The 13,494-nt window shown below is 73.4% G+C and carries 13 protein-coding genes; 5 read left to right on the top strand and 8 right to left on the bottom strand.

Going from position 1 to position 13,494, the window contains the following annotated elements; genetic code table 11:
* Positions 1–14: 14 nt before the first annotated feature.
* The 3 genes from ABD347_RS20405 to ABD347_RS20395 form a co-directional block, all read right to left on the bottom strand.
* A complete protein-coding gene (locus ABD347_RS20405) occupies positions 15–1,409 on the bottom strand; it encodes a DUF2637 domain-containing protein (protein WP_344363366.1) in 1,395 nt (464 codons plus the stop codon).
* A gap of 115 nt (positions 1,410–1,524) precedes the next feature.
* Positions 1,525–2,262, bottom strand: coding sequence for a DUF3558 family protein (locus ABD347_RS20400; protein WP_344363364.1), 738 nt, complete (start codon positions 2,260–2,262; stop codon positions 1,525–1,527).
* A gap of 145 nt (positions 2,263–2,407) precedes the next feature.
* Positions 2,408–3,289: a DUF3558 domain-containing protein gene (locus tag ABD347_RS20395; protein ID WP_344363362.1), complete on the bottom strand. Its 882-nt coding sequence runs from the start codon at positions 3,287–3,289 to the stop codon at positions 2,408–2,410.
* Positions 3,290–3,496: 207 nt separating this feature from the next.
* Between ABD347_RS20395 and ABD347_RS20390 the strand changes: the two genes are divergently transcribed.
* Positions 3,497–4,690 carry an RtcB family protein gene (locus ABD347_RS20390; protein ID WP_344363360.1) on the top strand — a complete coding sequence of 398 codons (1,194 nt, stop codon included), beginning with the start codon at positions 3,497–3,499 and terminating at the stop codon, positions 4,688–4,690.
* Positions 4,691–4,769: 79 nt separating this feature from the next.
* Here ABD347_RS20390 and ABD347_RS20385 read toward each other — a convergent pair whose 3' ends face one another.
* The gene (locus tag ABD347_RS20385) at positions 4,770–5,573 is read right to left on the bottom strand and encodes an SDR family NAD(P)-dependent oxidoreductase (protein WP_344363358.1); all 804 of its coding nucleotides are present in this window, start codon (positions 5,571–5,573) and stop codon (positions 4,770–4,772) included.
* Between the two features lie 121 nt (positions 5,574–5,694).
* On the opposite strand from ABD347_RS20385, the gene ABD347_RS20380 reads away from it, so the two are divergent.
* On the top strand, positions 5,695–6,171 hold the full coding sequence (locus tag ABD347_RS20380) for a hypothetical protein (RefSeq protein WP_344363355.1): 477 nt from the start codon (positions 5,695–5,697) through the stop codon (positions 6,169–6,171).
* A 357-nt stretch (positions 6,172–6,528) separates the two neighbouring features.
* On the opposite strand, the gene ABD347_RS20375 is transcribed toward ABD347_RS20380, so the two are convergent.
* Positions 6,529–7,947 carry an FAD-dependent oxidoreductase gene (locus ABD347_RS20375; protein WP_344363353.1) on the bottom strand — a complete coding sequence of 473 codons (1,419 nt, stop codon included), beginning with the start codon at positions 7,945–7,947 and terminating at the stop codon, positions 6,529–6,531.
* Between the two features lie 126 nt (positions 7,948–8,073).
* Here ABD347_RS20375 and ABD347_RS20370 point away from each other — a divergent pair, with 126 nt between their 5' ends.
* Positions 8,074–8,634: a TetR/AcrR family transcriptional regulator gene (locus ABD347_RS20370; protein ID WP_344363350.1), complete on the top strand. Its 561-nt coding sequence runs from the start codon at positions 8,074–8,076 to the stop codon at positions 8,632–8,634.
* Between the two features lie 348 nt (positions 8,635–8,982).
* On the opposite strand, the gene ABD347_RS20365 is transcribed toward ABD347_RS20370, so the two are convergent.
* The 3 genes from ABD347_RS20365 to ABD347_RS20355 all read right to left on the bottom strand — a co-directional run bounded on the left by ABD347_RS20365 (position 8,983) and on the right by ABD347_RS20355 (position 11,041).
* Entirely contained in the window at positions 8,983–9,717 is a 735-nt protein-coding gene (locus ABD347_RS20365) for a Mut7-C RNAse domain-containing protein (RefSeq protein WP_344363347.1), read from the bottom strand.
* Between the two features lie 99 nt (positions 9,718–9,816).
* Positions 9,817–10,344, bottom strand: coding sequence for a GNAT family N-acetyltransferase (locus ABD347_RS20360; protein ID WP_344363345.1), 528 nt, complete (start codon positions 10,342–10,344; stop codon positions 9,817–9,819).
* A 124-nt stretch (positions 10,345–10,468) separates the two neighbouring features.
* Entirely contained in the window at positions 10,469–11,041 is a 573-nt protein-coding gene (locus ABD347_RS20355; RefSeq protein ID WP_344363342.1) for a hypothetical protein, read from the bottom strand.
* 303 nt (positions 11,042–11,344) lie between these two features.
* Here ABD347_RS20355 and hemL point away from each other — a divergent pair, with 303 nt between their 5' ends.
* Both hemL and ABD347_RS20345 read left to right on the top strand, forming a co-directional pair.
* On the top strand, positions 11,345–12,652 hold the full coding sequence (gene hemL / locus ABD347_RS20350; protein WP_344363340.1) for a glutamate-1-semialdehyde 2,1-aminomutase: 1,308 nt from the start codon (positions 11,345–11,347) through the stop codon (positions 12,650–12,652).
* Complete coding sequence (locus tag ABD347_RS20345; RefSeq protein ID WP_344363336.1) at positions 12,649–13,338, top strand: histidine phosphatase family protein; 690 nt, start codon at positions 12,649–12,651, stop codon at positions 13,336–13,338. The genes hemL and ABD347_RS20345 overlap by 4 nt, the downstream gene beginning before the upstream one ends.
* Positions 13,339–13,494 lie beyond the last annotated feature (156 nt).

The raw sequence follows: 13,494 nt of genomic DNA, 5'->3' as shown, positions 1-13,494 counted from the left end.
GCCGGCGGCCGTCGTCACGCGATGTGGTCGGCGGCCAGCTGTGCCTGGTAGCTGTTCTTGAACTCGGGCAGCAGGCGGCGCAGCAGGACGGCGCTGAGCGGGTGGCGGATGCCGTGGGCGTCGGCGAGGTGGATGTCGAGGACCTCCACGCTCGGCCAGTCGTTGTACTCGTCGACGTACTGCTTGAACACCGGGTACGCGAGGCGGCCGAACTCCTCGGCGTCCGGGTCGGCGGGGTCGGCCGGGCCGGCCGGCTCCGCGGACAGCGGCTGCTCGCCGGGGCCGGGGCCGCCGGTGCCGGGCGGGACGACGTGCACCGGGCCCTCGGCGTAGGTGGGGGCGTAGGCCCGTTCGTGCGTGTGGGTGTCCTGTGGCAGCTGAGGGGCGGTGAACCAGGGGCTCACGTGGTTGGCGGGGATGGGGAGTTCGGGCTGGAGCTGCTGGTCCGGCTGGGGTTGCTGGTCCTGTTGGGCCTGGTGGGGATGCTGTTCCGGCTGGGCCTGACGTTCCGGTTCGGGCTGGTGGGGCTGCTGTTTCGGCTGCGGCTCCGGGTCCGGGTCGTCCGGCTGGAGCCGCGGGTGCTCCTGTGCCTGCAGCGGGTCGTGCTCGTCGGGGGTCCGGCGCCGGGTGTGGGGCTGGGCCTGGGACTGCGGCAAGGACTGGGGCACGGGCTGGGGCAGCTCGGGCGTGGCCTTCGCCTGCTGGGCGGGGTTCGGCGGCAGCAGGACCGGGTCGATGCCCGCCGCGGCCAGGCCCGCCGGGGCCGTCTCGGCGAGCGGCACGCCGTACTTGGCCAGCCGCAGCGGCATCAGCGCCTCCACCGGTGCCTTGCGGCGCCAGGCCCGGCCGAAGCGGGCCTGGAGGCGCGCCTGGTAGATCAGCCGGTCCTGTTCGAGCTTGATGACCTGCTCGTAGGAGCGCAGCTCCCACAGCTTCATCCGGCGCCAGAGCCGGAAGGTGGGGACGGGGGAGAGCAGCCACCGGGTGAGCCGTACACCCTCCATGTGCTTGTCGGCCGTGATGTCGGCGATCCGGCCGATCGCGTGCCGTGCCGCCTCCACCGCGACCACGAACAGGACCGGGATCACGGCGTGCATGCCCACGCCGAGGGGGTCGGGCCAGGAGGCCGCGCCGTTGAAGGCGATCGTGGCGGCGGTCAGCAGCCATGCCGTCTGGCGCAGCAGGGGGAAGGGGATGCGCAGCCAGGTCAGCAGCAGGTCCAGGGCGAGCAGGACACAGATGCCGGCGTCGATGCCGATGGGGAAGACGAGCGAGAAGTCGCCGAATCCTTTCTCCTCGGCGAGCTCGCGCACCGCCGCGTAGGAGCCGGCGAAACCGATGGCGGCGATGATCACCGCACCGGCGATGACGACGCCGATGAGTATGCGGTGCGTGCGTGTCAGCTGCATCGCGGCCACCCGCGGCCCCCTCACGTTGACGAATCCGAGCGGGCAAAGCCTGGCACACGTGTGCGGAGCCCGGATCGCGGGGGAGGCCCGGACTCCGCAAACGGTCGGGGAACGGCTACTTGTTGGCCGCCGCGACCGCGGCCACCGCTTCCTTGGCGGCCTTGACCGCGTCGTCCATCAGGTCGGACGGGGTCGGGGTCTTGGCGCCCGCGTAGCCCGCGCCGTTGTAGGAGACGGTGATCAGCACGTTCTCCGTACGGGTCACGATCGCCGCGTACTTGAAGTCCTCGTCGGTCTTCTTGAGGCCGTAGCTGACGGCCGTCGCCTCGTCGCCGACGCCCCCGGCACCCGAGGTCTTGATGCTGGTGGCGCCCTCGGTCGCCTTCACCTTGGCGACCTCCTTGTCGTAGTTGCCCCGGGCGCGCTGCTCGCCGCTGCCGAGCGAGGGGTCGGACTCGTACCGCAGGAGGGAGACGTCGAGCCAGCGGTACTGCGAGCCCTTGACGCCGTTGTCGTCCAGGCCGTTCCACGCGCAACTGCCGCGGCTGTCGGTGTCGCTGGACTTGCCGGGCGTGCCCTTCTCGTTCTTCACCTCCGGCACCAGGTCCTCGACGGTCTCCGCGGTGATCGCCTTGCAGGCGTCGGGGAGCTTGGTGTACTTCGCGGGAGCGACGGTCGGGGTGGGCTTCACGGGCGCCTGCGGTGAGGAGGCGGCGGACGGCGACTGCGCGGTCGCGTCGTCGCTCTTGCCGCCCTTGCTGTCGGAGTCCGACGAGCAGCCGGCGACGACGAGCATCACCGGTACGGCTGCGCAGGCGAGTATGCGGGTGAGTCGCGGGGCTGATCGGTGCATGGTTCCTTCAGTCGCTTGTCGTACGGTCCGGCGGTCCTACGGTCTACGGTCCCGACACGGTAGCCCGAGTCGATACGTCCGCGGGGGTGCCCCCCGGCGACGGACGGGCGGTCGCCACCGGGCCCGGGGGCCCGCCGGGGGGTGGCTACTCCTCGAACCTCTCGGCGAGGTTCCGGGCCAGACCCTGGGCCTTTTCCTGGAGTTCCTTGCTGTCGGGTACGTCGGTGACGCGGGCGGGCTGTTCGCCGTACCGGATGGTCACGATGACGTTCGATGTGCGGAACACCACGCTCACGGTGCGGTGCTGCGCGGTCGAGCCGGCGCGGGTGAGGACGTCGTCGAGGAACGCGGCGTCGGCGAGGTCGGCCAGTACGCGCGGTTCCAGGCCCTCGGGTGCGACGCTGCCGGTGGCGCCGGGCGTGGGGGTGCTCGCCCCGGTGGCGGACGCGGGGGCCCCGGTGGTGGTCGCCCCGGTGGCGGGGCCGGCCGGGGGCGGGGACATAGGCGCCTTGCCGGCGGAGGCCGTGGCGGTCGGGGCGGGCGCGTCGGGTGCGTCGGGCGCGGCGGGCGCGGGGAGGTCGGCGGCGGCTTCCTTGTCCGTGTACACCTGCTGGGCGCGGTCGTCGTCGCTGACGGTGGGGTCGTAGGAGACGACGCGCTCGAAGTCGACGGTCAGCTGGTGGGAGGCGTCGGGGCCGTCGGTCTTCCAACTGCAGCCGGCTCGGCGGTCGGTGTCGTACGTGACGGCGGCGGTGCCGCGGTAGACCTCCTCGCGCTGCTGCTCGGGCAACTGCGCGGCGCCGGGGAGCAGGTCCTTGAGGGTGGAGCGCAGGACGGAGCCGCAGGGCTCGAGGAGCGTGCGGTACTTGCCCGGCTGGACGGCGGTGCCCGCGGGGCCCCCGGCCTTGGAGTCGGTGGTGGCGCCGTCCGGCCCGGAGCCGGCGCTGCAGCCGGTGAGGCCGGTGACGCCGGCGGTGAGCGCCGCGAGGAGTGCGGCCACACCGGGTACGTACGCCCTTCGCTGCACGGTCCCGGGCTCCTTTCGCTCTGGTGCCGGCCGGTACGGCCGGTGCCGGCTGTCGGCTCTTCCCGAGGAAAACAGGTTGCCGCTCGTCGTCGGCCGATGGACACAATGTGTATCGCACGCGCCGCCGTCGATGCCGGTCCGCTGTCTGTTTCGCGGGCCTTGGCGCCGGTTTTGCGCTTTCTTGCTTATCGGGGGAATTGAGGGGTTATGTCGTACGTAGAGATGCCGGGGGCGAATGTGCCGATCCGGATGTGGACCGATCCCGCGACGGTGGAGGACGGGGCGATGCGGCAGTTGCAGAACGTCGCCACCCTGCCGTGGATCAAGGGCCTGGCCGTCATGCCCGACGTGCACTACGGCAAGGGCGCGACGGTCGGCTCCGTGATCGCGATGCACGGGGCGGTCTGCCCGGCGGCTGTCGGGGTGGACATCGGCTGTGGCATGTCGGCGGTGAAGACGTCGCTGACGGCGAACGACCTGCCCGGCGACCTCTCGCGGCTGCGTTCGAAGATCGAGCAGGCCATTCCGGTCGGTCGCGGCATGCACGACGAGATGGTCGACCCCGGCCGGCTGCACGGCTTCCCGACGGCGGGCTGGGACGACTTCTGGTCGCGGTTCGAAGGGGTGGCCGACGCGGTCAGGTTCCGCCGGGACCGGGCGGTGAAGCAGATGGGGTCGCTCGGAGGCGGGAACCACTTCATCGAGTTCTGTCTCGACGAGTCGGGATCGGTCTGGCTGATGCTGCACTCCGGATCCCGGAACATCGGCAAGGAGCTGGCCGAGCACCACATCGGCGAGGCGCGGAAGCTGCCGCACAACCAGGGGCTGGTCGACCGTGATCTCGCCGTCTTCGTCGCGGACACCCCGCAGATGGCGGCGTACCGCAACGACCTGTTCTGGGCGCAGGAGTACGCCCGGTACAACCGCGCGATCATGATGGCGCTCTTCCAGGACGTGGTCCGCAAGGAGTTCAAGAAGGCCAGGGTGGCCTTCGACCGTGTCATCTCCTGCCACCACAACTACGTGGCGGAGGAGCGGTACGACGGGATGGACCTGCTGGTCACGCGGAAGGGCGCGATCCGTGCCGGATCAGGTGACTTCGGCATCATCCCGGGCTCGATGGGAACCGGTTCGTACATCGTCAAGGGCCTCGGCAACGAGGCGTCCTTCAACTCGGCCTCGCACGGCGCCGGCCGGAAGATGAGCCGCAGCGCCGCCAAGCGGCGGTTCACGGCGCGGGACCTGGAGGACCAGACGCGGGGTGTGGAGTGCCGCAAGGACTCCGGTGTCGTGGACGAGATCCCGGGCGCGTACAAGCCGATCGAGAAGGTCATCGACCAGCAGCGCGACCTGGTGCGGGTGGTGGCGAAGCTCAAGCAGGTGGTGTGCGTGAAGGGCTGAGTACGGGCATGAGGGGCGGCGCCCCGGAGGCGGAGGGACCCGGCGGGCCGGCGCCGGGGCCCTCCACCGTGCCGCGGGCTCACACCTCCCGGTGGACCTTGCTGTTGGAGGCCTGGGCGCGGGGGCGGACGACCAGCAGGTCGATGTTGACGTGGGCGGGACGGGTGACCGCCCAGGTGATGGTGTCGGCGACGTCGTCGGCGCTGAGGGGGTCGGGGACGCCCGCGTAGACCTTGGCGGCCTTCTCGGCATCGCCGCGGAAGCGGGTGGTCGCGAACTCCTCGGTCTTGACCATGCCGGGGGCGATCTCGATGACGCGGACCGGGGTGCCGACGATTTCGAGGCGGAGCGTCTCGGCGAGGACGCGGGCGCCGTTCTTGGCGGCGACATAACCCCCGCCGCCCTCGTAGGTGGCATGGCCGGCGGTGGAGGAGACGACCACCACCGTGCCCGCGCCGCTCGCGGTGAGGGCGGGGAGCAGGGCCTGGGTCATGTGGAGCGTCCCGATCACGTTGACCTCGTACATCTGGCGCCAGTCGGCGGGGTCGCCGGAGGCGACGGGGTCCGCGCCGAGGGCGCCGCCCGCGTTGTTGACGAGTACGTCGACGGAGGGGAAGCGGTCGAGGCTCCCGGCGAAGGCGTCGACGGCCGCACGGTCGGTGACGTCGAGGGCGTACGCCGTGGCCTCATGGCCGGCGGCGGTGAGTTCGGCGGCGAGGGTCTCGACGCGGTCCTTGCGGCGGGCGGTGAGGACGACATGGTGGCCGGCCGCGGCGAGCCGCCGTGCCGTGGCGGCGCCGATTCCGCTGCTCGCCCCGGTGACGACGGCGACGGGCCGACCGGGGAGGTCCCGGGGGCCGGCGGGGGTGGCGGCGGCGGTCATGGCGGTACTCCTCGCGCGGGTGGGCGAACGGCCGGTACGCGGCCAGCATATGGGCCATGAAGATCCCGTCCGAGCGGCGGGGGAGACGAATCAGATCTGGCCATATCGGTATGTTCTGGTCATGTTTGCCATGTGCAGGGGTTTGCTGGTGATGGCCGTCGCCGTGGCGGCGGTGGTGGGGGGCGCGGGCGGTGGCGCCGCGGGAACGGTGGCCCCGGAGGCGGACGTGTCGCACCACGGCCACGTCACTTACTGGGACGGGCGGCTCGACGTGGTGCTGCTGAGCGGGAACCGGGGGCCGTCGGCGCTCGAGGACACGACCGTCCGGCTGGCGTTCTCGGCGCCGCTGGCCGCGGGACACGGGCTGCCGGGCGGCTGCGTGTGGGGCGGTGACCGGGAGGTGCTGTGCTCCACGGGGCCGCTGCGGGCGGACGGCGCGCTGCGTGAGACGGCGCTGAGCCTGCGGACCGCCGGTGTGACGCAGGAGCTGACGATGCGGGTGGCCACCGCGTGGAACGGCGGGGCGGCCGACCCGGAACCGGCCGACAACGACCACCGGGTGCTGGTCCTCGCCACCGGTGACCCCTACGCCTTCTGAGGTCCGCGCTCCCCACCGGGACCAGGACGCCCGCAGACGATCCGGCCGCCCTGCCCTGCGGAAGGCTTTCCGGCGCCCGGTCCCGGGCGGAGGCCCCCCGTCCGCCCGGGATCGGAGGGCCGTCCGGGATCGGAGGGCCGTCCGGAGCCGGAAGGCCTCACCCGCCCCTCGCCCCCGCCCGCCGGCGGCGGCGAACAGCGCGGTGCGGCTGCTCGACGAGCGCTTGTCGCGACGGACCCCGCCCCGAGCCGCCCGGCGTGGGCCGACGGGCGCCGGGCGCGGTAAGCCGGGGCCCCGGTGTGCCCGGAGCGATGTCACCGGCAGGCGGTCCTCATCGGCGACGGGCACGGACCGGGCTCAGTCCGTGGCCCAGGCGATGTAGCCGTCGGGGCGGACCAGAAGGGTGTCGTGGCGGGCGCGGTTCGCCCAGCTCGCCCGTATGACGCGGCCCGGAACGGGGGTGTGGGGCCCCTGAGGGGCGGCGCCCGGCGGGGCGACGAGGACGAACTCCCCCCGGCGGAGCAGCTCGTAGAGCCGTCCTTCGGCGAGGCGCAGGTCCGGGGCGCGTCGCCCGGTGAGGCGGTGAGCGCCGCGCCCCGCGCCGTAGGCGATGCCGATGCCGGTGATCTGGCCCATCGCCTTCGTGGCCGCCGGCCGGACCGTGTCGAGGAAGCCTGCGCCGAGGGCGCGGGCGGCCCGCTGGAGGGGGCCACGGGCCATGGCGAGGCGGATCAGGGCGCCGCTGCTGCGCAGCACCGTCGCGCCGACGGGGTGCCGCTCGGAGTGGTAGCTGTCGAGCAGCGCCTCGGGGTCGTGCGCCTCCCCGCGCAGTACGGAGGCGAGCTTCCAGGAGAGGTTGGCCGCGTCCTGGAGGCCGGTGTTCAGGCCCTGGCCGCCGGCCGGGGAGTGGACGTGCGCCGCGTCCCCGGCGAGGAAGACGCGGCCGGTCCGGTAGGCGGGGACCTGGCGCTCGTCGCTGTGGAAGCGGGAGATCCACCGGGCGTCGCGCATCCCGAAGTCCGAGCCGAGGCCGAGGCGGGCGATCTCGCGCACCTCGTCGAGGCCGACCGGCTCGCTGTCGGCCACCTGACGGTGCCGGTTCCAGCCCATGACCCGGTACCAGCCGTCGCCGAACGGGGCGATGAAGGCGAAGGTGTCGCCGGTGCCGCCGACCGTGACCAGCTCTTCGGGCTCCTCGGCCAGGCGGACGTCGGCGAGCACGATCGAGCGGATGACCGAGCGGCCGGGGAACGGCAGGGCCAGCTCGCGGCGCACGGCGCTGCGGTGGCCGTCGGCGCCGACGAGGTAGCGGGCCCGCAGCGCGGCGTCCGTGCCGTCCGCCGCCGTGACGTCGGCGATCACCGCGTCGGCGTCCTGGCGCAGGGCGCGCAGCTCCGTGCCGTACCGGAAGTCCACGCCCGCGGCGGTGGCGCGGCGCTCCAGCAGGCGCTCGACCTCGTACTGCGGGGTGATGAGCACGAAGGGGAACCGGGAGCGCAGCCGCGACAGGTCGAGCGTCAGCCTGCCGAAGAGCCGCAGCCGGGTGACGGGAGCGCCCGTCCGCACGAGCTCGTCGGCGAGGGACCGGGCGTCGAGCAGTTCGAGAGTGCGGGCATGCACGCCGAACGCCCGCGTCATGTTGCTGATCCCGTGCGGTCGCCGCTCGACGACCGTCACCCTCAGGCCCGCGGAGGCGAGGTCTCCGGCGAGCAGTAGTCCCGTGGGCCCCGCGCCCACGACGATGACGTCGGTCTCCGTGCCGGCCGTGCCGTTCATGGCTGCCTCCTCGGTGCCGAGCGCATGGCCGCGGCGCCAGGTCAACATCTGTTGGTCAACGCTTGTTGGCAACGGTAGCCCGGTCGGCGCTGGTGTGTCAACGCCTGTTGGCCTACACTTGTTGGCATGACAGTGCCCCGCCGCTCGGACGCCACCCGCGCCGCCATCCTCGAGGCCGCCCGGGAGCGGTTCGCCGCCGAGGGGTACGAGCGCGCCACCATCCGCTCCATCGCTCGCGACGCGGGCATCGACCCGTCGATGGTGATGCGGTACTACGGCAACAAGGAGGGGCTGTTCGCCGCCGCCTCCGAGATCGACCTGCGCCTGCCCGACCTCGGGGCGCTGCCCGCCACGCACATGGGCGCCGTTCTGGTGTCGCACTTCCTCGACCGCTGGGAGCAGGACGACGTGCTGACCGGCATGCTGCGGGTCGGCGTCACCAACGAAGCGGGCGCCGAGCGGATGCGGAGCGTCTTCCGGGCGCAGCTCGGCCCCATCGCGGCCGGGGTCTGCCCCGACCCGGCCGACGCCCCGCGCCGGGCGGCCCTCGCCGCCTCGCAGATACTCGGCATGGCGCTGGCCCGGTACGTGCTGCGGCTGCCGCCGGCCGTCGAGATGTCGCGCGAGGAGGTGGTCGCCTGGCTCGCGCCGACCGTGCAGCGGTATCTGACCGCGGAGGAGCCGTAGACCCCCGGCCCGCCCGTACGCTCCCCGCACGGCGCACGGCGCACGGCGCACGGCGCACGGGAAGCGGCTGGTGGCCGCCCTGTCCGGCGGGACCCGCCGCCATCCGGCCGCCCGGTAGGAGCAGGTCCTCACCGGCCACCCTCGGCCGCCGCCGGCCCTGCGGCCGAGCCGGCCGGACTCACCGCCCGGTCCGCGACCCGGCCCGTCGACCGACGCAGAGCGCGCCGGATGCGTCCGCGTGAGCGCCCCGCCCGTCGCGGCCGGCGCCGCGCCCTGTCGCGGTCGGCCCCCCGCCCGTCGCGGTCGGCGCCGCGCGGATCGGGGGCCTCCGCGCGGAGGCGTCCCCGGCTAGGCGGCCGCGCCGCCGAACTCGCGCAGGGCGTCCTCGACGATCGCCTCCAGGCGGGCGTGGTGCGCACCGCGCCAGTACACCCGGCCGCACTCCGTGCACCGTGCGAAGACGTCGTACGTCCGCTGCGTGCCCTGTTCCAGTTGTTCGCGCACCGCGTCCTTGTCGGCGTCCGTGAGCGGGCCGTTGCAGGCCGTGCAGCGTTTCCACGGGGCGAGCGGCGGGGCGAACCGCTCCAGAACGTCCCGCAACTGGTCGTCCGGCCGGTCGCTGTAGACGTACGCCCCGGCCCACAGCTCCCGGCGCCGCAGCAGTCCCCGGTCGCGCGAGAGCATCACGCGCCGCTCCTCCGCCGAGCGCCTGGCCAGCGCCGCGTCGCCGATGTCCTCGCTCTCGTACGCCGCGTCCACGCCGAGCAACCGCAGCCGGCGGGCCAGGGTGCCGAGATGGACGTCGAGCAGGAACCGGAGCGGCGCCCCCGGCACCGGCTGCGGCCGCTCGACGCCCAGCACCCGGACGTGCTCGCCGGCCGCCGGGATGTGCGCGGGCGTCACCGGCCGGCCGTCGACCAGCAACCGGCCCGCCTCCGTGAGAGGTACGCCGAGCGACTCGACGACATGGCCGAGGGTGGACACCCCGTCGGTGGCCACGACGGAGCCTCCGGCACGGTGCCGGGCGGCGACGAACAGCCCCAGGCCGGGCGCGAAGCTGATGTGGATCTCCGGTCCGTTCACGTGGTCAGCATGCCACTGGGCGCGCCGGACCAGCCAGGACATTTCCGGGCCCCCGCCCGCCCCGGCACCGCCCGCCCCGGCGCCGGCCGCCGCCGTCCGTCAGTGGCCGGCTTCCAGGTCCAGCCGCCAGTCGTTGGTACGCAGCAGACGTCCCGGCGGGTACTCGAAGTCGCGCTCGCCCAGCAGCTCGAAACCCCCCTTCCGGCACACCGCGTTCGACGCGGCGTTGTCCACGGACGGGAAGGCGTGCAGATACCGGTGCTTGCGGGCCGCACGGGCCCCGGCCGCCACGGCGGCCGCCGCCGCCGTCGCCACGCCCCGCCCCTGGAAGCCGCCCAGCACCGTCCAGCCGGTCTCGTACACCCGTACGCCGTCCCAGGTCTGCTCCCAGAAGCCGATCACCCCCACCGGCACCTCCTCCGGCTCCAGGACGATCCGGAACATCCGCCCCGCGCCCGTCCGGTCCCCGCTCAGGTCGACGTACCGCTGGTGGCGCTTGACCAGCTGCTCCTCGGGCTCCGGACCTCCCAGGTGCTCCATCAGCTCCGGCGCGTTGACCGCCCGGAGCAGGCCGAGGTCCCGCTCCGACCACGCCTCGATCCGCACCGGTGACACGTCACGTCCCATACCGGAACTCTAGGGCGGGCCTCCGACAGCCCTTCGGCGTGCGCTCAGGGCGCGGGGCGAGCCGACGCAGCCCCGGGACCGGACGGGGCGGGGTGGGACGGGCGGGGTGGCGGCGGGACGGGCCTCAGGGCCACACCAGGCAGTACGGCTGGTGCCCCGCCTCGTGCAGGCGTACCGAGAAGTCCTGCCACTCGTGCAGCAGCTGGTACACGTTGAACGCGTCCCGCGGTCCGCCGCGGTCGGGGACGGTCGACCATATGAACGCCGCCGCGCCCACCGACTCCTCGCCCACGCCCCGCAGCGGGTCGACCACCGTCGTGGGCAGCTTGACCACCGCGTAGTCGGGGTGCAGCACCACCAGCTCCAGGGGCGGCACCTTGTTCAGCGGCATTCCCTGGATGCCGGTGAGCACCATCGCGGCTATGGTCTCCGGCTTGATCTTGGTGAACATGCCGCCCATGCCCAGCTCGTCGCCGCCCAGTTCCTCGGGCCGCATCGAGATCGGGACGCGGGCGGCGGTGGCGCCGTTGGGCGCGCCGAAGTACTTGTAGGTCACCCCCATGCCCCGGCCACCCCCGCTTCCGCTCCCGACCGGACCCAGGGAGGCTCTGTCCTGCTCGCGCCGGTGCTTCCCCCGCCGGGCACGCTCAGGACCCAGGTCGTCGGTCCCCTCGCCCAGTCCGCCACCGCGATGCATATCTCCACCCGACTGCTTTTTAGGCAACACAGCCCCCGCCGCGCAACCCGATCATCGTGACAGTGACCTCCCCCACGAACGTGCGGTGAAACACCTGTCCGCAAGAACGTCCGGGCCTCTGACACCATGGATTCCGTGAGCATTCCCTATGACGCCCCAGTTTCGCAGACCCGGAGGTCCGGCGCCTCGTCGTAAACAACGTCGCGGACAGGCGGGCCGTTCAAGGAGGGCCCACTCCCCTCGCCCCGGCCGCCATGCCCGAGCATTGCTGCCGTCAACTCGTTCTCGCAGGTCAGGACCAACGTGCCGTATTCATACGAAGCCCCAGTCTCACAGACGCTTTTCGACCGCGCGTCCCTCGTGACGCCCGGCGGCGTGAACTCTCCCGTACGTGCCTTCCGGGCCGTGGGCGGTACGCCCCGGTTCATGGTGTCCGGTACGGGTCCGTACCTCACGGACGCGGACGGGCGCGAGTACGTCGATCTCGTCTGCTCGTGGGGGCCGATGATTCTCGGCCACTCGCACCCCGAGGTGATCTCCGCGGTCCAGGACGCGGTCTCCCGGGGCACCTCCTTCGGCACGCCCGGTGAGGGCGAGGTCGCGCTCGCCGAGGAGATCGTGGCCCGGATCGCGCCGGTCGAGCAGGTGCGACTGGTCTCGTCGGGCACCGAGGCCACCATGTCCGCGATCCGGCTGGCCCGGGGCTTCACCGGCCGCGCCAAGGTCGTGAAGTTCGCCGGCTGCTACCACGGGCACGTGGACGCGCTGCTGGCCGCCGCCGGCTCCGGGGTCGCCACGCTCGGCCTGCCGGACACACCGGGCGTCACCGGTGCGCAGGCGGGCGACACGATCGTCCTGCCGTACAACGACCTCGACGCCGTGCGCCGGGCGTTCGCCGCGCGGCCCGGTGAGATCGCCTGCGTGATCACCGAGGCGTCGCCCGGCAACATGGGCGTGGTCCCGCCCCGCGAGGGGTTCAACCAGGGGCTGAGGGACCTGTGCGCCGAGAACGGCGCGCTGTACATCTCCGACGAGGTCATGACCGGCTTCCGTACGTCGAAGGCCGGCTGGTACGGCGTCGACGGCGTCACGCCCGACCTGATGACCTTCGGCAAGGTCATGGGCGGTGGCTTCCCGGCCGCCGCGTTCGGTGGCCGTGCCGACGTCATGGCGCACCTCGCCCCGGCCGGCCCGGTCTACCAGGCGGGCACCCTGTCCGGTAACCCCGTCGCCACCGCCGCGGGCCTCGCCCAGCTGCGGCTGCTGGACGAGGCGGCGTACGAGAAGGTGAACGCCGTCTCGCGCGAGATCCAGGGGCTGGTGACCGGGGCGCTGGCCAAGGAGGGCGTGGCCCACCGCCTCCAGACGGCGAGCAACATGTTCTCCGTCTTCTTCACCGACGCCGAGGTCGCGGACTACGACGACGCGAAGCAGCAGGAGGCGTTCCGCTTCACCGCGTTCTTCCACTCCATGCTGGCGCAGGGCGTGTACCTGCCCCCGTCCGCGTTCGAGTCGTGGTTCGTCTCCACGGCGCACGACGAGCGCGCGGTGGAGCGGATCGCGGCCGCGCTGCCCGCCGCCGCGCGTGCCGCCGCGGAGGCCACGGCATGAGCACCACCGGCAGCGACGAGACCACCGTCGTCCACCTCATGCGCCACGGCGAGGTGCACAACCCCGACGGCGTCCTGTACGGGCGGCGGGCGGGCTACCACCTGTCGGAGCTGGGCCGGCAGATGGCCGATCGCGTCGCCGAGCACCTGGCGGGCCGGGACGTCACGCACGTGGTGGCCTCTCCGCTGGAACGCGCGCAGGAGACCGCCCAGCCGATCGCCAAGTCGCACGGGCTGGACCTCGCCACCGACGAGCGGCTGATCGAGGCGGGCAACGTCTTCGAGGGCAAGACGTTCGGGGTGGGAGACGGCGCGCTGCGCCGGCCCGCGAACTGGCGGCACCTGACCAACCCGTTCCGGCCGTCGTGGGGCGAGCCGTACATCGACCAGGTCGTACGGATGATGGGGGCCCTGAACGCGGCGCGTGACGCGGCGCGGGGTCACGAGGCGGTCTGTGTCAGCCACCAGCTGCCGATCTGGATCGTCCGGAGCTTCGTGGAGCGGCGGCGGCTGTGGCACGACCCGCGCCGCCGGCAGTGCACGCTGGCGTCCCTGACCACCTTCACGTACCACGGCGACCGGATCGTCTCGGTCGGCTACAGCGAGCCCGCCCGTGACCTGGTCCCCCCGCACCTGCTGGCCGGTGCCAAGCCCGTGAAGGGCAAGTCCAAGGCCTTCGGCGCCTGACCGCGACGGGGCCGGTGCCGGGCCCGTCGGGTCCCGCCCCGGCCCCGTCGGGCCCGGCCCCCGACCGGCACTCAGGCCCGGCCCGCACCCGCCCGCCGGGCCCCCGACCTGCACCCCCGCCCCGCCCCGCCCCGCCCCGCCCCCCGCCCCGAACCC

Source organism: Streptomyces gobitricini (genome assembly GCF_039532985.1).
In the GTDB taxonomy this organism is placed as follows: Bacteria; Actinomycetota; Actinomycetes; order Streptomycetales; family Streptomycetaceae; genus Streptomyces; species Streptomyces gobitricini.
The sequence above is the reverse complement of the archived record's forward strand: the minus strand, read 5'-3'. Positions and strand labels throughout refer to the sequence as shown.

Coding starts and splice junctions, on each gene's coding strand:
- ABD347_RS20405 (WP_344363366.1), bottom strand. CDS start 1,409: ATGCAGCTGACACGCACGCACCGCATACTCATCGGCGTCGTCATCGCC.
- ABD347_RS20400 (WP_344363364.1), bottom strand. CDS start 2,262: ATGCACCGATCAGCCCCGCGACTCACCCGCATACTCGCCTGCGCAGCC.
- ABD347_RS20390 (WP_344363360.1), top strand. CDS start 3,497: ATGTCGTACGTAGAGATGCCGGGGGCGAATGTGCCGATCCGGATGTGG.
- ABD347_RS20385 (WP_344363358.1), bottom strand. CDS start 5,573: ATGACCGCCGCCGCCACCCCCGCCGGCCCCCGGGACCTCCCCGGTCGG.
- ABD347_RS20380 (WP_344363355.1), top strand. CDS start 5,695: ATGTTTGCCATGTGCAGGGGTTTGCTGGTGATGGCCGTCGCCGTGGCG.
- ABD347_RS20375 (WP_344363353.1), bottom strand. CDS start 7,947: ATGAACGGCACGGCCGGCACGGAGACCGACGTCATCGTCGTGGGCGCG.
- ABD347_RS20370 (WP_344363350.1), top strand. CDS start 8,074: ATGACAGTGCCCCGCCGCTCGGACGCCACCCGCGCCGCCATCCTCGAG.
- ABD347_RS20360 (WP_344363345.1), bottom strand. CDS start 10,344: ATGGGACGTGACGTGTCACCGGTGCGGATCGAGGCGTGGTCGGAGCGG.
- ABD347_RS20355 (WP_344363342.1), bottom strand. CDS start 11,041: ATGCATCGCGGTGGCGGACTGGGCGAGGGGACCGACGACCTGGGTCCT.
- ABD347_RS20345 (WP_344363336.1), top strand. CDS start 12,649: ATGAGCACCACCGGCAGCGACGAGACCACCGTCGTCCACCTCATGCGC.